The organism is Rouxiella badensis (assembly GCF_026967515.2).
GTDB lineage: Bacteria > Pseudomonadota > Gammaproteobacteria > Enterobacterales > Enterobacteriaceae > Rouxiella > Rouxiella badensis.
Map to the genome: position 1 here is coordinate 1,201,784 of NZ_CP114062.1, position 21,190 is coordinate 1,222,973.

27 protein-coding genes are annotated in these 21,190 nt (G+C 49.6%); 16 read left to right on the plus strand and 11 right to left on the minus strand.

What is annotated here, in order from left to right:
- Positions 1–30 precede the first annotated feature (30 nt).
- The gene (locus tag O1V65_RS05690; protein ID WP_017490937.1) at positions 31–954 is read left to right on the plus strand and encodes a LysR family transcriptional regulator; all 924 of its coding nucleotides are present in this window, start codon (positions 31–33) and stop codon (positions 952–954) included.
- A gap of 21 nt (positions 955–975) precedes the next feature.
- Here O1V65_RS05690 and O1V65_RS05695 read toward each other — a convergent pair whose 3' ends face one another.
- Positions 976–1,683, minus strand: a complete 708-nt coding sequence (locus O1V65_RS05695) for an HAD family hydrolase (protein WP_017490936.1) — start codon at positions 1,681–1,683, stop codon at positions 976–978.
- A 442-nt stretch (positions 1,684–2,125) separates the two neighbouring features.
- Here O1V65_RS05695 and O1V65_RS05700 point away from each other — a divergent pair, with 442 nt between their 5' ends.
- Positions 2,126–3,388 carry a serine hydrolase gene (locus O1V65_RS05700; RefSeq protein ID WP_026110400.1) on the plus strand — a complete coding sequence of 421 codons (1,263 nt, stop codon included), beginning with the start codon at positions 2,126–2,128 and terminating at the stop codon, positions 3,386–3,388.
- Between the two features lie 73 nt (positions 3,389–3,461).
- On the opposite strand, the gene ybjG is transcribed toward O1V65_RS05700, so the two are convergent.
- Positions 3,462–4,067, minus strand: coding sequence for an undecaprenyl-diphosphate phosphatase (gene ybjG / locus O1V65_RS05705; protein ID WP_017490934.1), 606 nt, complete (start codon positions 4,065–4,067; stop codon positions 3,462–3,464).
- 357 nt (positions 4,068–4,424) lie between these two features.
- Positions 4,425–4,976: an isochorismatase family protein gene (locus O1V65_RS05710; RefSeq protein WP_017490933.1), complete on the minus strand. Its 552-nt coding sequence runs from the start codon at positions 4,974–4,976 to the stop codon at positions 4,425–4,427.
- 359 nt (positions 4,977–5,335) lie between these two features.
- Between O1V65_RS05710 and O1V65_RS05715 the strand changes: the two genes are divergently transcribed.
- Positions 5,336–5,923 (plus strand): class I SAM-dependent methyltransferase, encoded by a 588-nt coding sequence (locus O1V65_RS05715; protein ID WP_017490932.1) that lies wholly within the window; start codon positions 5,336–5,338, stop codon positions 5,921–5,923.
- Positions 5,924–6,174: 251 nt separating this feature from the next.
- Positions 6,175–6,822 carry a glutathione S-transferase family protein gene (locus O1V65_RS05720; protein WP_017490930.1) on the plus strand — a complete coding sequence of 216 codons (648 nt, stop codon included), beginning with the start codon at positions 6,175–6,177 and terminating at the stop codon, positions 6,820–6,822.
- A gap of 29 nt (positions 6,823–6,851) precedes the next feature.
- On the opposite strand, the gene sctW is transcribed toward O1V65_RS05720, so the two are convergent.
- From sctW to O1V65_RS05760, 8 genes are read right to left on the minus strand one after another with little or no spacing between them, the layout of a single operon-like run.
- Positions 6,852–7,982, minus strand: a complete 1,131-nt coding sequence (gene sctW, locus O1V65_RS05725) for a type III secretion system gatekeeper subunit SctW (RefSeq protein WP_017490929.1) — start codon at positions 7,980–7,982, stop codon at positions 6,852–6,854.
- Positions 7,972–8,637 carry a hypothetical protein gene (locus tag O1V65_RS05730; RefSeq protein WP_017490928.1) on the minus strand — a complete coding sequence of 222 codons (666 nt, stop codon included), beginning with the start codon at positions 8,635–8,637 and terminating at the stop codon, positions 7,972–7,974. The genes sctW and O1V65_RS05730 overlap by 11 nt, the downstream gene beginning before the upstream one ends.
- A complete protein-coding gene (locus O1V65_RS05735) occupies positions 8,634–9,221 on the minus strand; it encodes a type III secretion system domain-containing protein (protein WP_017490927.1) in 588 nt (195 codons plus the stop codon). Before O1V65_RS05735 ends, O1V65_RS05730 begins: the two co-directional genes overlap by 4 nt.
- Positions 9,218–9,934: a type III secretion system inner membrane ring lipoprotein SctJ gene (gene sctJ / locus O1V65_RS05740; protein WP_017490926.1), complete on the minus strand. Its 717-nt coding sequence runs from the start codon at positions 9,932–9,934 to the stop codon at positions 9,218–9,220. The genes O1V65_RS05735 and sctJ overlap by 4 nt, the downstream gene beginning before the upstream one ends.
- On the minus strand, positions 9,931–10,278 hold the full coding sequence (gene sctI, locus O1V65_RS05745; RefSeq protein ID WP_017490925.1) for a type III secretion system inner rod subunit SctI: 348 nt from the start codon (positions 10,276–10,278) through the stop codon (positions 9,931–9,933). Before sctI ends, sctJ begins: the two co-directional genes overlap by 4 nt.
- 36 nt (positions 10,279–10,314) lie before the next feature.
- Positions 10,315–10,581 (minus strand): EscG/YscG/SsaH family type III secretion system needle protein co-chaperone, encoded by a 267-nt coding sequence (locus O1V65_RS05750; RefSeq protein ID WP_017490924.1) that lies wholly within the window; start codon positions 10,579–10,581, stop codon positions 10,315–10,317.
- Complete coding sequence (gene sctF, locus O1V65_RS05755; RefSeq protein ID WP_017490923.1) at positions 10,578–10,793, minus strand: type III secretion system needle filament subunit SctF; 216 nt, start codon at positions 10,791–10,793, stop codon at positions 10,578–10,580. The genes O1V65_RS05750 and sctF overlap by 4 nt, the downstream gene beginning before the upstream one ends.
- Positions 10,794–10,802: 9 nt before the next feature.
- Positions 10,803–11,531, minus strand: coding sequence for a helix-turn-helix domain-containing protein (locus O1V65_RS05760; protein WP_084912191.1), 729 nt, complete (start codon positions 11,529–11,531; stop codon positions 10,803–10,805).
- A gap of 275 nt (positions 11,532–11,806) precedes the next feature.
- Between O1V65_RS05760 and O1V65_RS05765 the strand changes: the two genes are divergently transcribed.
- From O1V65_RS05765 to sseE, 12 genes are all read left to right on the plus strand, one after another.
- Complete coding sequence (locus O1V65_RS05765) at positions 11,807–12,505, plus strand: hypothetical protein (protein ID WP_017490921.1); 699 nt, start codon at positions 11,807–11,809, stop codon at positions 12,503–12,505.
- A gap of 104 nt (positions 12,506–12,609) precedes the next feature.
- Positions 12,610–13,338, plus strand: coding sequence for a hypothetical protein (locus tag O1V65_RS05770; protein WP_084912192.1), 729 nt, complete (start codon positions 12,610–12,612; stop codon positions 13,336–13,338).
- A gap of 76 nt (positions 13,339–13,414) precedes the next feature.
- Positions 13,415–13,999 carry a hypothetical protein gene (locus O1V65_RS05775; protein WP_017490919.1) on the plus strand — a complete coding sequence of 195 codons (585 nt, stop codon included), beginning with the start codon at positions 13,415–13,417 and terminating at the stop codon, positions 13,997–13,999.
- A 103-nt stretch (positions 14,000–14,102) separates the two neighbouring features.
- Entirely contained in the window at positions 14,103–14,828 is a 726-nt protein-coding gene (locus tag O1V65_RS05780) for a hypothetical protein (RefSeq protein WP_017490918.1), read from the plus strand.
- A gap of 78 nt (positions 14,829–14,906) precedes the next feature.
- Positions 14,907–15,638 carry a hypothetical protein gene (locus O1V65_RS05785; RefSeq protein WP_017490917.1) on the plus strand — a complete coding sequence of 244 codons (732 nt, stop codon included), beginning with the start codon at positions 14,907–14,909 and terminating at the stop codon, positions 15,636–15,638.
- Between the two features lie 78 nt (positions 15,639–15,716).
- A complete protein-coding gene (locus tag O1V65_RS05790; protein ID WP_269130260.1) occupies positions 15,717–16,589 on the plus strand; it encodes a hypothetical protein in 873 nt (290 codons plus the stop codon).
- Between the two features lie 74 nt (positions 16,590–16,663).
- On the plus strand, positions 16,664–17,086 hold the full coding sequence (locus O1V65_RS05795) for a hypothetical protein (RefSeq protein WP_017490915.1): 423 nt from the start codon (positions 16,664–16,666) through the stop codon (positions 17,084–17,086).
- A 79-nt stretch (positions 17,087–17,165) separates the two neighbouring features.
- Positions 17,166–17,651 (plus strand): SycD/LcrH family type III secretion system chaperone, encoded by a 486-nt coding sequence (locus tag O1V65_RS05800; RefSeq protein WP_017490914.1) that lies wholly within the window; start codon positions 17,166–17,168, stop codon positions 17,649–17,651.
- Positions 17,648–19,156, plus strand: coding sequence for a type III secretion system translocon subunit SseC family protein (sctE, locus tag O1V65_RS05805; protein WP_017490913.1), 1,509 nt, complete (start codon positions 17,648–17,650; stop codon positions 19,154–19,156). The genes O1V65_RS05800 and sctE overlap by 4 nt, the downstream gene beginning before the upstream one ends.
- Positions 19,157–19,169: 13 nt before the next feature.
- Positions 19,170–19,949 (plus strand): hypothetical protein, encoded by a 780-nt coding sequence (locus O1V65_RS05810; protein WP_139802781.1) that lies wholly within the window; start codon positions 19,170–19,172, stop codon positions 19,947–19,949.
- A 90-nt stretch (positions 19,950–20,039) separates the two neighbouring features.
- Positions 20,040–20,648 carry a hypothetical protein gene (locus O1V65_RS05815; protein WP_084912194.1) on the plus strand — a complete coding sequence of 203 codons (609 nt, stop codon included), beginning with the start codon at positions 20,040–20,042 and terminating at the stop codon, positions 20,646–20,648.
- 68 nt (positions 20,649–20,716) lie between these two features.
- Positions 20,717–21,169 carry a type III secretion system effector protein SseE gene (gene sseE / locus O1V65_RS05820; protein WP_139802782.1) on the plus strand — a complete coding sequence of 151 codons (453 nt, stop codon included), beginning with the start codon at positions 20,717–20,719 and terminating at the stop codon, positions 21,167–21,169.
- The last annotated feature ends 21 nt before the right edge of the window (positions 21,170–21,190 follow it).

Sequence of the window (21,190 nt, forward strand, 5' to 3'; positions counted from 1 at the left end):
ATAGAGGCATGCACTCTCGCGGAGCAAAATATGCACAGCACTGAAATTCGCTATTTTTTGGCGGTCGCCAATACGGGTTCGTTAAGCGCTGCCAGCAAGCAGCTGTTTGTGGCGGTATCAGCCATCAGCCGACAGATTCAGCAACTGGAAACGCGAATCGGTGCGACGCTGTTTGAGCGACACGCTCGAGGGATGGTGCTCAATGATGCCGGGCAAATCCTCGAAAATCACGTGCGTAAGAGCATGATGGATATGGAGTTTGCGATTGCCGAGATTCAGGGGCTCAAGGCGGTGCGCCGCACGGTGATTCGCATGGCCTGCACTGACGGGCCCGCTTATGACCTGCTGCCGCAAATGTTTGCCCGCTTTCGCGCCATTAATCCCGGCGTGATGTTTTACCTTAACGTGGGCACGGCGCAGCAGGTATCCGAGACTATTCGCAGCGGCGATTGTGATCTGGCCTTGCAGTTCAGCCTGACGCCAGAGCGAGGCGTTGATGTGCTGGCGTCCTATCCTGCGTCGGTTCTTCTGGCGATGCGTCACGATCACCCGCTGGCTCACCAGCAAGTGCAGCTTGGCGACCTGCATGCTTATCCGCTGGCCTTTAATGAGCCAACGAGCACCATTCGCCAGCTGTTTGATTTGTCATGTCGCATGAATGGAATATTTCTCGAACCGGCCTTGAGCTGCAATCGCTTCAGCACGCTGTATGACTTTATGCTTTGCACGCCGGGCGCGCTGGTGGCCTGTAGCCATTTTTCGGTGATGTTCAAGGCTCGCCGGGACCGGTTGGTTTTGAAGTCTATCAACATTGAACAACTCAGCCAGCGAACGTTACAACTGCAAACGCAGGCGGGCAGGCACCGCTCGGCGGCGCTAAGCCAGTTTATTGATTTCAGCTGTGAGTTATTAAACCGTGAAGGCGCGGCCTTCGAGCGCGACTTTGGTTTATAGCGGGGCGTTAGCGCAGAGCGGTCAGGACGCGACTCTTTCGCGCGCCGGATGCCGTTGCCAACTGACGCTAGGCCAGCCTTTCTTTTCGGCAATCTGTTGTAGCGCGCGGCAGCCGTTGACGATCGTCGGATAGTCTACAAACTCCAGCAGCGGCAGGTCGAAGATAGAATCGCTGTAGGCGTAAGTCTTTTTAAACTGCGGCGTCGTCGGCTGTTGCAGCCATGACTCAAGGCGATGCACCGTGCCCTGATGAAACGTCAGTTCGCCAGTGGTCTCACCGGTAAAACACTGCCGATGGTCGTTGAATTCCGGCACGATGCCGAACGCGTGATCGATCCCCAGACGGCGCGCGATGGGCGTCACCAGATGCTCGCCCGAGGCAGAAATCAGGGCAATAGTGTCGCCACGTTCCTTATGCCAGGCAATCTGCTGCCGGGCCTGTGGATACAGCCTGGGTAAAATATCGCGATGCACGAAACGCTCAACCCAACCGGATACCGTACGGCGGTGATAACCGCTCATTGGCGCAAGGGTGAGTTTTAAATAACAGGCGATATTGTTGGGGTCTGGCGGGGAGTCTGCATAGTGAGTAACGGGGTGCATTTGTCGTTGGTGATGGTCTAAGCGTGCCGTCGTCGTATAGCCCTGAGAAACTAACCAATGTAGCCACAGGCTGGCACTGTCATCGCTAATCAGCGTTTTATCGAGATCGAACAGCGCTAAATCCATCACCCAGTTCCCCGTAAAATACGATGTCAATTCAGGTTAGCGGAAAAAATTGTGAAGCGTAAGGCGAAAAAGAAAAATTTTTGATGAAACTAAAATGAAGCTGTGCAGTGGAGCGGCAATGGTTAAAGGTTAAACAAGCCTTTGTGCGTCAGTGCGATTTTTGTCGTTGAATCGCATATGTTGATAAAACATTTAGATTTTTGGTGAGCTCTGCCGCTAAGCTGACTGTACAATCACCGCAGGGCGGAATTTTTCGGTAAAATTCGCTCAATTACGCGATCTGAGGCAGACAAAAGCGCAATTAAGTCTACTATTCAAAGAAACTTTACATTCGAGGAGTTTCTTCTCAAGCCATAAAACGGTATTTTTTATACCGATAAGTTCAAACCTGATTGAAAGATAACATAAATTTCAGTTACCCGGACAGAAGCGCTAATAACCTATGACAATTTCTTTCTTATCTAAACGGAACCTTCTTTGTACGTTCAGCGGCACCGTTTTGTTGCTAACGTTTCCCGCTGCACACGCCGACACTGCTCCAGCAAAACCGGTGGACATCGCAGCCTCTTCAACCCCCACTCCGGGTGCCCCGGCTTCTCCGCAAATTGACGCAAAATCATGGGTGCTGATGGACTACGGCAGTGGCAAAATTATTGCCGAGTCGCAGCCTGATGCGCGACTTGACCCTGCCAGCCTGACGAAAATCATGGTCAGTTATGTTGTCGGCCAGGCGCTGAAATCAGGCAAGATTCACTCCACTGACGTGGTGACCATCGGCAAAGACGCGTGGGCGACCGGTAACCCGGTGCTGCGCGGCTCGTCGTTGATGTTCCTCAAACCGGGCGATCAGGTGCCTGTTTCCGAGCTGAATAAAGGCGTCGTTATCCAGTCCGGCAACGACGCCAGCATTGCGTTGGCTGATTACGTCGCGGGCAGTCAGGACGCCTTCGTGGGGCTGATGAACCGTTATTCGCAGCAGTTGAATCTGACCAATACCCAGTTCAAAACCGTGCACGGTCTGGACTCTGACGGCCAGTACACCTCGGCGAAGGACATGGCGTTGCTCTCCCGTGCGCTTATCCACGATACGCCAGACGAATATGCGATGAACAAGGAAAAAGAGTTCACCTTTAACCGCATTCGTCAGGTTAACCGTAACCGCCTGCTGTGGAGCACTAACCTGAACGTCGACGGGATCAAAACCGGCTACACCTCAGGCGCAGGTTACAACCTGGTGTCATCGGCGGTTGACTCCAACGGGATGCGACTCATCGCCGTGGTGATGGGCGCCCCGAGCGATCGCGTGCGTTTCAGTGAGAGCGAATCTCTGCTTACCTGGGGCTTCCGTTTTTATGAAACTATCACCCCAATCAAGGCCGCCGATGCTTTCACCACGCAGCGCGTATGGTTTGGGGCACAGAAAACCGTGCCGTTGGGCGTAGCAGAAGATGCGTCGTTGACCTTCCCGAAAGGTCAGCTTAAGAACCTCAAGGCCAGTTTCACGCTGAACAACCCGCAGCTAGAGGCGCCGATTACCAAGAATCAGGTTGTTGGTACTATCGACTTCTCGCTTGACGGTAAGGTCATTGAGCAGCGTCCATTGGTGGCAAAAGAAGATGTGCCGCAGGGTGGCTTCTTTAGTCGCATCTGGGACTTCGTGATGATGAAGGTGAGCGGTCTTTTCAGTAAAGTATTCGGTAAATAACCGACTTTTCAGAAATACAAAAAAGGCGAGGAATCCATCCTCGCCTTTTTATTTGCCTGGATAAATGCGGCTTTTATTCGCGCACCCAGCCTTTACGAATGGGGAGAGCAAAGCTAAAGCGGTAAAGTTTCTCCATCAGCGCGCGGATTTGCATGCCAAACAGGTTCCATACCAGCTGTGAGAAAAGGCAAGCGAGCATGCCAACCAGCAGGCCGCCCAGCATATCCATCGGCCAATGCACGCCAAGATAAACGCGAGACCAGGCGATACCGGCACCGATAACCAGGAACAGCACGCCGGACCAGACGCGGTGCCAGAAAACGAAAGCCAGGGCGAAGGTAAAGATAGCGGTGCCGTGATCGCTCGGGAATGAACTGTCAGGAGCGTGTTGCAGGAAGGTATAACCAAAGCCTTCAACAAATGGACGGGCATGGGGAAACAGCTCGGAAAGCGTTTTTGCACAGGTCATGGCGAATATCAGCGCAATGCCAATTTTAGTGGCGAGTTCACGCTGCAAACTTATTGTTTGATTATTACCCCATAGCCATAGGCCAACGATGATAACCGGCACGATAAAAATCATGTCGTTCGCCAGGAAGAAGGCAATATCCAGCAGCCATTTCGGCGAAGCAGGTGTTGCATTAATCCAGGCGAACAGCAAGTGGTTAAGCTGTTCCATAAATACCCTCATCTTTTGGTCGGCAAAATAGGCGCCGAAAATTTTGTTACTGCAAGTTTACTGACATGCTGACCGTGAAAAACTTATTCAGTTCAACGTTAAGTCTTACCGAACCACGCGTAAAGAGTGTGACAATCAATAAAGCCGACTTATTTAACTTTCGTATAGGTAACTAACGCCCTTGATATTACAGGGAATAAATTAAGGAATACTTAAGGAGGGAGTTTACCGGTGATTTTCAATCGGGCTTGCAGGAATAGTCTTAATTTAACAAGAGTTTATCCATGGATTAAAAAGTGAGCAGAATAAGTCCTGCTCACTTTTATCATTTCATTACGCGAATACAAATTTAGAAGGCTATTGTTCAGCGGCAATGAAAGCCGCAGTGTCCATTACCCTGGCAATCGGCCCATTAAGGCAGGCATTGTGGTGAGCAATAATATCGGCCGCAGAAAGTTGTGCAGTATTAATACAGCTATGCCCATCAGAGATAAGAATCGGCTTAATACCCAAGGCGAGAGAAGAGCGACAGGCAGTATCAACACAGTACTGAGTTTTAAGGCCCACAATCACCACCTCGCCAATATGTTGCTGTTGCAGTATTTCGGCTAAATCGGTGCCATCGAAACAGCTGGCGCGAGACTTATCGACAAATTTATCGCGTGCGGCATCAAATTTTAATTCAGGCACAACGTTCCAGATCTTTTCTCCGGCGGCATAGGGCGAACCCGGCGGTCCCGCGTGGCGAATGAAGAATACTGGTAAAGCATGCTGATGAAAGTGTTCAATGAGCTGATTAATATTGTCGAGCAGAGCTTCACGCTGGAAGGGAAGCGGCGCGACGGAGCACTGGCCAATCTGCATGTCGATAACGAGCAGGGCCTGTTTGGGGGCGAGATTTTGCTGCATGGCGTTTCTCCTTGTTCTTTTCGTTAAAGCCGGAAAGGTCAGGGGAAAAAAAGCCCCGCCTTCTCCGGCGGGGCTCAGTTGCTTATACAGTCTGTAAACTTGTCGTTAACAGCGTAAGACAACCTGCGACCCACCCGATAGGGTAGTCGTTGTGGTGGTTGTCTGTGTTAGTGCGCTGTATATATTCATAAATCTAATATGTCATTGACTTATAACTTCGTCAATCAATATTACTCACGACAATCTGAAACATTTTTTTAACATTATTGTGACGTCGTCGGTCATTTCATTGACTTCGAGTGGAGTATTTATGGATTAAATTCGAGAAAATAAGTGAAGTAATGGAGAGGAGAAAGTTAATGGATATGAAAACGCTTGCAACCTACGACCGTGATGCGGCCGACTATGCGCAGGAATGGGAATCGCAGCCTGCAGGAGAGGACCTTCGTGACACGGTAAGAAAGTTTTTCACTCAGGGTCCAACTATCGACGTCGGCTGCGGCAGCGGAAGAGATGCCGCCTGGCTTAACGCTAATGGCTATCCAACGGTAGGCGTCGATGCGTCAAAAGGACTGCTGTTACAGGCTCATGAAATGCACCCTGAGCTCAGCCTGTTTCAGTCAGCGTTGCCAGAACTGGTCGGCGTGAAGGAGCAAAGTTTTGAAAATGTGCTCTGTGAAACGGTCATCATGCATTTGCCCATCGACTTGATAGAACCCTCAGTGCAAAAACTGCTGAGGCTGCTAAAGAGTCAGGGGATCTTATATCTCAGCTGGCGGGTAACCGAAGAGGAGGACAAACGCGACGAGCGCGGTCGTCTCTATGCGGCCTTTGACGAACGCATCGTTATAAACGGTCTTGCAGGTGCCCAGCTGTTGATGGATGAGAAAATTGTTAGCCAGTCCTCGGGCAAAATTATTCGCCGTATCGTTGTCAGAAAGAACTGAAAAAGGGAGGCCATCGCTGAGTGTTTAACTCATCTGACTATGCATGCCAGTATCACCGCCCGGCCTTTTTCGAAAATTGCGGCTTTAAGGTCAATAAAGAGCAACGGCTCGAGGTGCGCGGTGCGCTAATGACGAACGTCGAGATAAATAAAAGGCTGACTGAAAGCGGATAAATTTCTGCATAAGATCTGAGGATCGGAGGGGGATTTGGGCTTATGCTTAAAATCCCCAGTCAACAAGGAGGTTAAGCGATGTATCAACTTTACTACTGCCGAGGCAAGGCCAGCCTGACGCCGCATATGCTGCTCGAAGAACTCGGAATACCCTTCGAGTTGGTTAACGTCGATGTCAAAAACAATCAGCACAAAAGCGCTGAATATCTGGCGCTTAACCCGGTAGGTAAAATTCCTTTATTGACCGACGGTGAGACGGTTATCTCTGAAACTGCGGCTATCTGCTTGTATTTGTCTGATAAAAACCCAGACTGCAATTTTGGTCCCCTCGTGGGTTCACCCCAGCGCGGTGAGTTTTATCAGTGGCTATTTTACCTGACTAGTACCTTGCAAACTGAGCTGATGACCTACTTTATGCCGCAAAAATATAGCGAATGTGGGAAAGCTGAAATCAGAGAGCAGGCCTGCAAAAATATTGCCGACACGCTGGACCTGATCGACAACAGGCTGCGCCGCAACAGGCAAGAGGGTAAAGGACCTTATTTTCTGGGGCAGGATTGCACGGTAGTGGATTTGTTTATTCTGATGCTTGCCCGCTGGACCCGTGATATGCCGTACCCGGCAAGAGCCAGACCGGACTTCGGAGAATACTTGCCGCGGATTGCCTACCGTCCTGCGGTCCAGCGTGCCTTTGCGACAGAGAAAATTGATGCCCCATTCTATTAACACCGGCAGGTCACCGGGCGAAGTCTGGGTTACTCGTCTTCGTCTGCCAGTCTTTCCTGATACTCGCTAAACGCCTGCATCACCGTTTCACGTTGTTCGACGTCTTCAAAGCAGGCTTCCGGAAGCATTTTGACCAGTTCGACCATGCGTCTTGCATAGCCGTGTTGGCTATGACCTTCCGGTAAGATACTGCTGGCGCGTTGGTACAACCAGTCGCTGTAAACCCAGGACTGCTGAACAATTTCGAGCAGTTCTTCGGTAATACGGTCACCCGTCACCTCAGGGATCTTCAGGTCTTTGGCCATTTTTTGGCTGTGATCTTCGATGGTCATGAATTGCAAAATGCGTTTAAGGTCGGTGACGACGGCGGCAAGGCGAATGTCACTGACGTCATTTTCGGCCGAAAGCTCGAAGGCGAGGGCGCGGATCAGCGTCTTCATTTTGCGCTTACGGTCCTTAAGCTGACGGAACTGCGAGAACCAGTAATTCAGACCTGACTGCCTGCTGGCGGCCTTCTGATACAGACGGCGAAGCTCACCGAGCGCACTGCGGTGGAGGCTGCCGAATTCCAGACTGCCAAATAATTGCAGTAGCCAGTCTTCATCATCCATCACCTTATTCAACGCCTGCTGCAGTTTTTTACGCCGTGATGGAGAAATATTCTCTTCGTTGAGCATGCTGCCCAGCATCAGCGCCATCTCACCGGCATCCATTTCATTGCGCTTCATCGAGTTGAGCAGGTCATCGACTTCTTCCGCTTCTTCAATGCCGCCAATCCGACTACGCAGTTCTTTAATCTCGTCTTCGCTGGCGGTGCCTGCTTTAACAAGTTTTTGCACCATGCTGCGCGGTCGAGAACGGTCTGTGCCTCCGGTGCCTCCCGATTGGCCGCGTCCACGTCCCGGCGATGAACCTATTGTAAAACCGATATTTTCCTGCGTCTCGTACATGGCTTCATCGGTAGGAAATGCGCCTTCCATCTCCATAAATTCCGGCTCAAGCTGGTTTTTCGCCATCTCCATAGCTGAGTTGGCCGGCGTTACCTGCGTCGCCTTGATGTTCGCCGTTCTTAGAGGGGAATGATTAATCGTATGGGCGGCGATGTTCTGCGGCGCGTGAACCTGCGCACGAACGGTCGAGTGTTCAACCTTAATCTGCATAATAACCGTCCTCACGCATTTTCAGCAGCCGTGTAAGAATCGCGTCGAGCTGCTCTTCAAGATTGATCGACAGCGTCACCAGCGGTGTGACCAGCCGCGCCTCGCCCAGTCCTAGCTGCGGGTTCATTTTCACCGCCAGAGAGGGATAGGAGGCAAACGACTGGCGCAGTTCTTCCCACTGGTCTGGGCAGACAAACAGCGTACCGGCTTCCTGCTGCAGCATTTTATCGAGCACTTCACGCAGCCGATCGAGCAGTAGACGACAGCCGTCCTGCTGCAGGTAAAACTCTTTAAACACCTGAGCCAGGATATTGCGCATCTGAGGCTCCAGGCGTTGGATAATATCGCCCTCAAGCTCATGTTCACAAATAAGCCATTCCACCGCGTCTGCGACGGCGCTCTGGCGATGGGCCGGCGCGTCTTCCTCTGCCCACGCTTGCCCTTCCTGTCTTGCGGCCTCGCGTTCTTCGGCACACTGTTGCTGGATGTTGTCGAGATATTCCTCGGCACGGCTGCGCAGTTCTGCCGCCTCCTGATGAGCACGCTCAATGATATCGGCCGCCTGAATATATTCTTCCAGATTGCTGGCCGTTATGACCGGCCCGTGGTGGAAACATCCGGCGAGCTGTTTAACGACAACGTTTAGTCGGCTCATATAAAACGTCCTATACGCAGTAACCAGGGTATCGGCGAGCCCAGCGTTGGCACGACTTCACTTACCCCAGGCGGGAGAATAATTTGCATGGCGTTACAGACCTCGCAGTGTTCCGATGCGCTGCGCCACCAGGCCGTGCCGGTTTCCTGCGCCTGTTCAACCAAGGTTTCGGGGCTAAGGCTGGCAGGCCGTGGCGAGCTGAATTCGCCCAGCGCCAGTAGCTGATCGCAGCCGCGAGAGCCAAGAATGTCTGACAGCACGCGACGATAGTGGCCGATCATCAGGTAATCGGGGCAGGAGATAGCCAGCAACCCTAGCGCGGTGCAAAGCCCCGGCAGGCGGTCTTCCAGCTTGAGAAGCTTTAGCTGCTCCGGCGTCAGGGTAGAAGGCAGCGCTGACTGCGGAAACCCACGGCGTGTGGCAATTAGCCGGTCAAGCTGCGGGCGAGTGCGCGGATACTGCTGATAACTCTTTTGCCAGTCGGCCAGCGACAGCGACTGCCACCAGCCCTCGTCCATCCACGCACCGGCCTGCCACGCAAGCTGATGCAGGCGTTTTAACGGCTCGGAGAGGGCATCGTTCATGGGGTTTTCTTCCGACGCTGGAACGCCATCCATACCAGTCCCATCGCGGCGACCAGCAGGGCAGAGGCACCGCCAATCCACGGTGCCCATTTCTGCAGCGCTGACCGCTCAACCACCGGCAGCGGACGCGCATAGCGATAATCAGTGGACTGTAGCACCACCGAGATATTCTCGGCGCGCAGGTTCGGTACCCCTTTATAGATAAGGTTTCTGATATCGCCTTCACGACTGTGCATATTGATGCCCGGCGTAAATTTGATAAACACCGAGGCGGAAGGGATCGGCAGGTCGCGGCGATTGCTGGAAATACTCTCGGCTATCGACACCTGCGCGCTCACCACGCCGTCCATCGCGCGCAGCATTTTTTCCAGCAGCTGTTCTTTAAGGTAGTTTATCTTTGCCTGTTCCTGAACCGGTGAAGTGACCAGCTGACCGGCCGGGAATATCTCATTCATGCTGTCGGTAGGTTTGGCGGGTAGCCCGTTTTGGCGAAGAACTTCTACGGCGTCTACGAACTGCGATTGTTCCACCTTGACCGTCACGCTGTCTTCTTTGACCACTTTCTTTTCGCTGTCAATGTTACGCAGCATCAGCAGGGCCAGCATCTGATTGGCGTCCGCCTCCGACAACCCGCTATAAAGTTCGATTTTACAGCCGGTCAGGCACAGCGCCAGAACTGCAAGCAGGGCATAGCGCCCGTAAGAACGTTTCATTGCATACTCGTCAACTTGTTAATGCCCTGAGAAAGTGAACCCGTGACTTTGGCTATCAGATCGACCTCAAGAATTTCTCTCGACATCGTCGACTGCACTTTCATCATCACTTCAGGGTTATTGATAACCTCAGCGGTTGAACGGGAGTTTTTGCTTGCCTGAACAAAGGAGGCACTTTTTTCCTGCAATCCCGTTGCGGCCATTTCTTCCGGGGTTTTATTTTCTTTGCCGAACAGGGCGCGGGAAAATGCCTCGATATCGGCGGCTTCTGGCACGGCAGAAACCGCTTCAGTAGCATCAAGGCTGGAGGTCATGGCGTTCATTGTGGCTGCGGTGATTTCCATTGATAAACTCTCTTTTGTTGGCAAACGAAATGGGGATTAGTGGGACAGTGCGCCGCGGGTTAACAGGCGACGTAATATTTCAGCATCTGGCGACGTATTACCCTTGAGGGACAACGCGGCGGCCTTGTTCTCGCCGAGGCCGATAAGCAGCGTGGCTTCGATAATTTTCTGCGCCTCATGGTTCTCGGTGAGCAGTGGCAGTGCGGCCAGAAGGGTACGTGCCTGGGTGTGAAAGCCGTGGTTCACGGCCATCAGGCTAGTTTCGACCATCAGTCGGCGGAGTGAAGCATCGAGCGGTATCATATTTTTTGAATAATCCCTGACAACATATCTTTGACGGCGCGCATGATGGCGCTCTCATAGCTGACAAAAACCGAGTACTGCTGGATTGCAAACTGGGCTTTCAACATTTGCGCAGGGTCATTCATATCGCCGGCGGTAACCTTCGCCTGAACTTCATTACCTGCGCTCTCTACCAGCTGTGAAAGCTGATTGGTGACGGCTTCAATATCCATAGGTTTTCCTCAGATTCTGATTTCTTGGTGACTTTCTTGGCGTTTGTATTCCCGCACCTGTTTCGGATTGCAGCTGTAATGGCGGCGAAAGGTATCGGTGAAATGGGCATGATTGGAAAAACCACACTCCAGCGCGATATCAATGACCCGCAGCGGGGTAGTAATCAGCAGCTTTTTGGCATGTTCAAGCCTGCGCTCAAGCAGCCAGCGTTTGGCGGGTTTTCCATAGGTATCTTGAAAAAGTTGGTTAAATTTCCTTAAAGGTATGTCCAGCTCTTCGGCTAATTTGGCAATCGGCCACTGCTGAAGAAAGTTTTCTTCAATAAAATGACAAAACTCTTTGTTGCCGGAGACTCGTTGGCGAAGCAGCGCTGAAAAATAGGTTCTTTCGCGGCTGAGGCAATAGGTGTAACAAAATTGAAGAAAACTGTCTGCGGATAAAGTTGCGAGGGAATACAACACCTCTATAACAGCGTGTTCTGCACCTACGGTTTTTATTAATTCATGGTTCAGGGTTTGTTGAACGTTAGTATCAAGCAATTCCGTGACCGTTGAATAAAGCTGCTGCAAATCCGAACAAAAAAAATCCATAATAATGGTATTGGCGCTTTCAATCTTGCCAACCATTTGGGCATGATTATCGGTAATTATCAGGCTATTAGCCGGAAATGCATGCAGTCCTCCTTTATGAGAAAAGGATATCTCGCATTTGGTTACGATAAATCTTATTGCTGGCATCGTATTTTCCGTTAGTGAATTTCTAATACGATTTTATTTTCTTCTATATGCCATTTTGAAGACATCAGGTGTTGACCTGACATTGATTGAGCGCAAGCCGGCCAATATTAATTTGCAATTAAAAAGTGCTGTGAGAAAAAACAGAAGTTTTTGCAGAAATCAGAAAGTTTGCTTTTTTTGAATCGCTAATATGGCTCCACTAGCAGCGCAGCAGGGAGCGAAATTATTTAGGAAAGCGTTGTGAGCAACATCTATCAATTAACAGGAAATAAGTAATGAGCCACATTGATACAGTAAGAGTAAACACAGCACAATCGACCGCCGTTGCGGATAAAAATGACGTTCAGAAGAACGACTATCTGATGGCGATGAAGAACCACTCCATCATGGGAGACGCAATGGTCACCATGGAAGAGATGATGCTGATGTTTACCGAGCTGGCTGCTAAGAAGTTTGAGCAGATGAGAGAGAAAACCAACGTTGGTCGTGACGCTTCCGATATGGCAACAAGAGTCGAGTCCGCTCTGGCAAATATTGCTACAGCAGACGGTACGGCTACCCTGGATCAAGACATTCTTGATTATATTAAAGACAACAACATTCTGGTTAACAACAAGCCGATTGGTGATTTCATCAACGGTGCTTCTAAACCAAAAGAGGCAGGCAAATTCGGCACCATGGACCAGACCAAGCCGGTAAACGGTGCTGCGGGTGACAATGCAGATAATGTTGCTGGCACACTCCCTACGGTGCCAAATGAAGGCACTGGCGCGATTAATTTAGACAAAAAAGCCCTGAAATCCATTCAGAGCACCCTGGAATCAGCCTCTACCCGTGCAACCGATTTTGTACAGCAAGATCAGTTGAAACTGCAGCAGCTTATGCAGAGCTTTAACACCGCGGTAGCCATGGCTAACGCCGTACAGAGCATGAACGCAGAATCGACTAAAGCAATCGCTCAGTCAATTCGTTAATAGCGTTTTGAATTAAAAGACGAGAAGTAAAAAGTAAATGTCCGCCGGTGTGGAATTCCCTGCCGGCGAAAAAAAACGGAAAGTAAATAAAAGGAATTACCATTATGACCACCATCACCAACGAAAATATCAGTGCATTCAGCGCTGGCGAAGTACCCGATTCAAATAATGAAAAGAATGACCTCGACTATCTCAAGGCGATGAAAAATCACTCGATGATGGGCGGCGCGATGGTCACCATGGAAGAGATGATGCTGATGTTTACCGAACTTGCGCAGGGTAAATTTAAGCAAATGCAGGACAAAACCGCAGTAGGCCGTGACGCCACCGATATGGCTAACCGCGTTGAAGGGATTATTGCCAAAGTGGAAGGTGATAAAAACGGAAAGATACCGGCGGACGTTCTGGAATATATGGATAAAAACAATATTCTTATCGCTGGAAAATCGGTCAAAGACTATGTGCTTGCCGCGACGAGCATCCCGGCCAAGAAGACTGAAATTAATAATGCTCAGGGTAAAGTGAATACCGCAGAGAAGGCTCTCGCGAACGCCAAGACCCCCGCTGAGGTAGAGAAAGCAACCTCAGAGCTGAAAAGTGCTAAAAAAGGCCTTTATGAAGCTTTGACTAAAGTGGAATTTACCAAAGCCGAGATGGAAGAAATTAAAGGCGCGCTCGAATCCACCGCCACCCGCGCCACCGATTTTGTACAAAGCAGCCAGCTAAAATTACAACAGCTAATGCAGAGTTTTAACACTGCGGTAGCGATGGCCAACGCCGTGCAGAGCATGAACGGTGAATCAACTAAATCAATTGCTCAGTCGATTCGTTAATTAATCAAATAATAAATATTGGTTGGCGGAAGGGAAATTCCACCAGCGATTAAAACACTTAAAAGGAATTACCATTATGACCACCATCACCAACGAAAATATCAGCGCATTCAGCGCTGGCGAAGTTCCACAATCCAATGATGAAAAGAACGATCTCGACTATCTCAAAGCGATGAAAAACCACTCGATGATGGGTGGCGCGATGGTGACCATGGAAGAGATGATGCTGATGTTTACCGAGCTTGCGCAGGGTAAATTTAAGCAAATGCAGGACAAAACCGCGGTAGGCCGTGACGCCACCGATTTAGCCAACCGCGTTGAAGGGATTATTGCCAAGCTGGGAGATGACAAAAGTACGGCAGTACTTCCGAAGGACGTTATCGACTATATGGAGAAAAATAATATTCAGATTGCGGGTAAATCTGTTAAGGAATATCTCGCTTCTGCAGGTGGCAGTGGAGCTAAACTTGATAAAGCCCAGCTCGAAGAATTTAAAGGCGCACTCGAATCCACCGCCACTCGCGCCACCGACTTTGTGCAAAGCAGCCAGTTAAAATTACAACAGCTGATGCAGAGTTTTAACACTGCGGTAGCAATGGCCAACGCCGTACAGAGCATGAACGGTGAATCAACTAAATCAATTGCTCAGTCGATTCGTTAATAATGTCTCGTAATTGAAAGTTATAAGTAAAAATTAATCAAAAGCCGGTGCGGTATTACCCGCCGGTAAAATAAATGGAAAGTAAATAAAAGGAATTACCATTATGACCACCATCACCAACGAAAATATCAGCGCATTCAGCGCTGGCGAAGTACCACAATCCAATGATGAAAAGAACGATCTCGACTATCTCAAAGCGATGAAAAACCACTCGATGATGGGCGGCGCGATGGTGACTATGGAAGAGATGATGCTGATGTTTACCGAGCTTGCGCAGGGTAAGTTTAAGCAAATGCAGGACAAAACCGCAGTAGGCCGTGACGCTACCGATTTAGCCAACCGCGTTGAAGGGATTGTTGCCAAGCTGGCAAGCGGTGATGATCTTGGCGAGTTGCCCCAAGACGTGATCGATTATATGAAAAAGAATAACATTCTGATCGGCGGGAAGAGTGTTGATGATTTCTTAGAAGGCGTGGGATATACGCAAGCGGAATGGCATTACCAGTATTGGAAAGATGAGAAAAATTTGGCGCCTGAACATAAGGGGGATACTGCTCGTATTGAAAAAGAAAAAAAATCCTATGCCGCACAAGTAAAAAAAGAAGGGGGTGATCCAGAGAACATCGTCAAAAAGATGTCAAAATCCCAGCTTGAAGAAGTTAAAAACGCGCTCGAATCCACCGCCACCCGCGCAACAGATTTTGTGCAAAGCAGCCAATTAAAATTACAACAGCTGATGCAGAGTTTTAACACTGCGGTAGCGATGGCCAACGCCGTGCAGAGCATGAACGGTGAATCAACTAAGTCGATTGCTCAGTCGATTCGTTAATTAATCGAATAATAAATAATGGGTTGGCGGAAGGGAAACTCCGTCACCGGTCTAAAACACTTAAAAGGAATTACCATTATGACCACTATTACTAACGAAAATATCAGCGCATTCAGCGCTGGCGAAGTACCCGATTCAAATAATGAAAAGAACGATCTCGACTATCTCAAAGCGATGAAAAACCACTCGATGATGGGCGGCGCGATGGTGACCATGGAAGAGATGATGCTGATGTTTACCGAGCTTGCGCAGGGTAAATTTAAGCAAATGCAGGATAAAACCGCAGTAGGCCGTGACGCCACCGATATGGCAAACCGCGTTGAAGGGATTATTGCCAAACTGAAAGACGGTGATTCTATGGATCATCTTCCTAAGGATGTTATTGAATATATGCAAAAAAATAACATCCTCGTTGGAGGGAAATCTATTGACGAATATATGAAAAGTATTTCCTGGCATGCGAATCTTCAAGGCAACGTTACTGAACGTCAGAATGAAGTGGGCGTTTGCAAAGCTAACGTTGCTAAAGCCTCGACACCCAAAGAGCTTGAGGCCGCAGAGAAACAGTTGGAAGCGGCTCAAAAGAGGCTTAATGCAGCTGCCGGGACGATACAATTACTCAAATCTGAGTTGGAAGAAGTTAAGGGTGCACTCGAATCAACCGCCACTCGCGCCACCGACTTTGTGCAAAGTAGCCAATTAAAATTACAACAGCTGATGCAGAGTTTTAACACTGCAGTAGCGATGGCCAACGCCGTGCAGAGCATGAACGGTGAATCAACTAAATCAATTGCTCAGTCGATTCGTTAATTAATCGAATAATAAATAATGGGTTGGCGGACGGGAAATCCCGCCAGCGGTTAAAACACTTAAAAGGAATTACCTATTATGACCACTATCACTAACGAAAATATCAGCGCATTCAGCGCTGGCGAAGTACCCGATTCAAATAATGAAAAGAACGACCTCGACTATCTCAAAGCGATGAAAAACCATTCGATGATGGGTGGCGCGATGGTGACCATGGAAGAGATGATGCTGATGTTTACCGAGCTTGCGCAGGGTAAATTTAAGCAAATGCAGGACAAAACCGCGGTAGGCCGTGACGCCACCGATTTAGCCAACCGCGTTGAAGGCATTGTTGCCAAGCTGGCAAGCGGTGAAGACGTCGGCAAGTTGCCTCAGGACGTCATCGACTATATGAAAAAAAACAATATTCTTGTTGCGGGTAAGAATATTGACGAGTATTTAAAAGCAAATGAAATATCCCCTGAGTTGACAGAAGAATCAAAGAAAATTCAGGAGCAAATTGATTTTTTAAATAAACTCTTGGCTAGAAATAAGGGTGGGGCAATATCGGGTAAAGATCTCATGGGGATTCATACTGCCTTGTCTTATTTGGAAAGTAAAGGCGTTAAATTTGAGGGTAAAGATGCAAACACCTATGCTCTGTCAATCTTAAAATATGACAAGACGACTCAGTCTTATAGTGTAAATAGCGCAAACATTCAGAAAATCAAGGCTGCGCTCACTGATACTTTTCCACCAAAATATGAGGATCCTAAATTAGACAAAGCTGCGCTTGAAGAAATTAAAGGTGCACTCGAATCAACCGCCACTCGCGCCACCGACTTTGTGCAAAGCAGCCAATTAAAATTACAACAGCTGATGCAGAGTTTTAACACTGCGGTAGCGATGGCCAACGCCGTGCAGAGCATGAACGGTGAATCAACTAAATCGATCGCACAGTCAATTCGATAACGAATAGCCTGTGACGGGAAACCGTGCCTTCGGTTCGAACATTCCCGTGAATTAATATATTGAGGAAATAAGAAATGAATGAATCGAAGCAAATGGAAGAACTGAAAGGCATGATCGATGCGCTGCAAAGACGTCGTCTCGGTTTTAAAAAGCAAATTGAAGAGTTTAAGTCTCTTCAGGGTGAAATTGGCCAGATCTATCAAAATGCCGACAGCTGCCCGATTGCGATGAGTAAGTTGAAAAAATTGAGCGACGTGATGACCAAGGGTGATAAACCGCTTCATCAGCCGATGGTTGAAAAGGTGGCGGTGGTCAAAAAGACCTTTGACGAATTGGGTCGCCAATTGAAGCAGCTTATTCCTGAAGAGAAAGTGGGGGTGAGTGTGGCTAAAAAATCAGCGGCCAGCTCCTTAAACGCAGAGGTTAAAGCCGAAACGGCCGCCGAGAAACCAGCGCGTGCACCTATCGCCAAGAAGCACCGCCGTTCATTTGCCTGACAATTAAAATTTTTGGACTAATCGCCTCACGGCAGGCATGAAGCCTGCCTGATTAGAGTTCCATCTCAAGGAGTGACCGATGTTAGAAAATAGTTTTGATTATCAGAACGCCAGCGACAGTGAACTGTTCGAGTACTTTTTGGCGCGCGGGGGTTCGCTGCGCATGATGTCCAACGTTGACGACAAAGACCTGCAGTCTATCGAAAGCTATGCGAGTCAGCTGTTCGCATCCGGGGATTTCAGCGCCGCGAGAAATTTGTATCTCATGCTGTGCACCCTGGACCACTGGAATATTGAGTATCTGCTGGCACAAGGGCTTTGCCATCAGCGCCTTAAAGACCACGGCCAGGCGATAGGGTGTTTCACGCGAGCAGCCTCGCTTAAAATTGATGACCCGCGTAGCGCATTCTTTACCGCGATCAGCTTGCGATACATGGGATGTGAAGAGCAGGCAGTCAAAGCATTAAACGCCGTCACTATGTGGTGCGGAGCACAACCGCAGTATCAGGAAATAAAGGGCAGCGCACAAAGGATGCTGGCCTCATACAAGGAAGAAATATCATGACCATGATCCTCAACGGCGCGATGAGTGCCAATACCCTTACCGACGATAGCGCCATTTCCAAAGACGTTGTCAGTAAAAAGAACAGTGCCGTTACTCAAACGCAGACTAACGCTGAAACCTTGTTTGCCGCGACAGACTGTCCGAAAACCTCGTCGTTGGCCACGCCGCGCGCCGCCGCCACGCCGGTCTCACGCAGGGAGGCAGATGCTGCATTTGAAAGAGTAAAGCAGAATATTCCACCGGCAAGTAATGACGATAGAGGTAATTCAGGCATAAATCTTACCCTGGAGACTCTCGTTGCGCTGCCCATGGATTCCATGCTCATGGCCTCAACGCTGTTGTCGAATGAAATTCTGGGCAATACCGTGACCTCTAAATGCGAGGTGATGAAAATCCTCTCCGATAAACAGGAGCAAGTGCGTGCCGATCAGCTCAAAGCGCGTTTAGAGGAAATAGCCAACAATGTTGAACTGCAGGACAAAACCAAGAAAGCCGCCGTTATCAGCGTATGTTTCGACTGGGTCGTTGCAGCCGTAGAAGTGGTGACCGGCGTCATGAAGATTGCCGGCGGCATAATGAGCGGCAACCCGATGATGGTGGCGGGCGGGGCAATGGATCTGTTGGCAGGCTGTGCCGGTGTGGTTAAGGCCGTCGCGAATACCCTGGCAATTGTCGACCCCGAAAATGCCGATAAATATCATGATATGGCCGAAAAAGCGGGCTACGTGCAGATGGGGTTTGAAATCGCCGGCGCAGTAGTTGACGTGACCAGTTCGGTGAGAAATGCGCTGGTGGCTAAAATTGTTCCTAACATCACTAAAAAAGTCATGAAAGAGGGCGGTGAGGCAATTATGAACACCGCGATTTCAGAGGGAGTCAAGGCCGGTACTAAGGAAGCCAGCAAACAGATTATTTCCGTTGCAGCGACACAAATTGCCAAAAAAATTGCCGCAGAAAGTGCCGAGCTGATTACTGCCCAACTGTCTAAGCAGGCCATTACCTTTACCAGCAAGACGGGGGGGAAATTCCTCAAGAAAGTGGCAAGCAGCAAGATGGCCAAAAACTTTAGTCAGGACGCGGTCGAAAAAATGGCTAAGCAAACCCTTGAAAAGGCGGGCAACCAAGCCGTCAAAAGCGGCCAGAAAATCACTACCCATTCTGTGACGGCCAGCATGCGTACCACGGCGCAATTGAAGGCTATGAGTAGTGTTCCGCTCGTTACTACACTCGGAAAAGGTCTTATTGCCGGCTGTAAGGGCACACAGCAAGCGAGTATGGCGGTGATAGATAAGCAGCGAGCCTCAATCCAAAAGGATATTTCCTTGCTGATTGTTGACCAGCAGTGGAATCAGATGATTTTCGACCTCTACAGCGACAGCAAGAAAAAGGCGCTGGATAGAATCAGAGAGCTACAGCAGGGCCAGGGCACCATTATTGAGGAAGGCTTGCAGACCATGAGCCAAATGGGAACTACCCAGGTCAACATCGCCTCATCCATGGTGTAAAGCCGGAGACTCTATGACTAGCATAACGGCAATGAGTCCGCGATTAAGCGATACGACGCCATCTGGCGTGGCATCTTTAAATGACAAAATAACAACAGGTAAATCTCGATTGTCCGGCGCCTTTGCCGACTCCTTGCCCGTGCTGGATAAAGCACAGTTAGGCGCAGTCATGCTGGAATTAGGCAGGGGTAAGAATATCGAGAAATTAGCTGAGGCCTTTGACCGCAGCTTTTCACCGCCGCTCAGCGGACATGAGAAAGAGCTTGCCAGCAAGGCTCTCCGTCACGTTTCGGCCGAGTTGGCCAATTGCAACCGCCTTTCTGCCGCGCCGATGAGCCGCGGTGAGGTGATGGACCTACTCGGTAAATTGTTTATTGAGCAGCGTGAACGTGAGCATAATTTTCGTGCAGAAATGCTGCCGCTGGTTGCTGTGATTACCCTGCTCAGTTATGAATTGCGCAGTCAAAACATTAATACTCATTATGAAATAAAGATTCAAGAGCAGGTTGGTGAAATAGCAGAAGCCGTAACGCAGTGGGCTCTGAATCGCAATAAAAATACCGTGCTCATGGCCCAGGATGCCGCCAGCCAACTGAACAATGCTATTACTCTGCATGCGTATGATGACTCAGCGGTGTTCAGGCTTGATGAAATAATAGGCGGGTTGGGTAAGGGCGCCGCGAGTAGAATGGAGCAAATGAGGCAGGCCGACTCCTCATCGACCAGTCGTGACGACGGTTCGATGGAGCAAATAGCACACAGCATTGCCAGCATGAAAGGCCCATTGTCTTAGCGGCGACAGGTTTTACCCACGATCGATATTTAAAAATAACTTACGCCTGCGGGAATGCAGGCACCACCAAACTTAAATGGAATTTATAAAATGACAACGATTAATCAAACTAATTCAGCACCGGTAACCTCTTCCGCAGAAACCTCTTCCACGGCAAGCGTTGTCGACGGCCAAGGTGTGATTGGCACACTTAACGAAGTAATGATGATGTTGAAAAAAATGAACAACGAGATTCGAGATCTCCAGCGCGATTTCGTCGGTTCGTCGTTCAAAAACGCTTTCAATAAAGAAATGTCCTCTCTGGAATTGAAAAAAGAGGCGATTGACACTGACTATAAGGCCGCCATGACGAACGCAACGGTGAAAATGGTGACCGGGTCGATTTCCGCTGCGTTTGGTGTAGCAGGGGGCTTTGCCGCCGGTAGCAAGCTTGCAGATGCAGTAAAGACAGGTTCCGAAACCTTCAATGGGGTGGGGAAAGCCTTTGAAAGTGGCATGAGTATGAAGGCCGCGGGCATAACCCGTGACGCCCGGAAAATTGAACTGCGAGCCGATATGCAGCAGGCTCAAGCGGCCCAAATTCGTCAGACTATCAGCGCGGCGGCTGATAAAGCCACCGAAGCCTCACGCCGCATGCTGGAAATGACCGGCGAACTGACCCGCCTGCAGAGCGCCATTCTCGATAAAGTTCGCATGTAAGACAGGTTCTCCTCCCACCACCGCGCAAAGAATACGGCTTCGGCCGTATTCTCTTGAAGGAAAGAAAAATGCAGACCGCAACCCCCAATACCGCAGTAAAATCCGATGTCGTCACCCGCTATCTGGCGGCCAACGGCTTTACGCCACAGGTTGAACGCTTCGGTAACAGTGATTTTATTATCGGTATGCGCATTCAGCATACCGACTTTGAGCTGGTGTACCGTTTTGAAAACGAAGAGCTTATCGTCTGTGATTTTGTTAATCGCAGCAAAGAGAATCAGAACAACCGCGCGGTGGCAGGTTTTATCAAGCTTATCCATCAGCTGGAACGCGCCGTGCCGCAGATTCGTCAGGTGAGAGGCATGCTGTTGCACAGCGTTTATGCCGAGGTCACCGCGCTGCGAGAGCGTTTGGCGACGGTGCTCATCGCTCAGGGAGCCAACTGGCAACAAGTTGAAGGGGATTCTTGGCTAGTTTATCCGAATAAAAACTGTAGCAAAAAACTGCCACAGTCTCAGTGATAACGCTTATATTCAATCCAG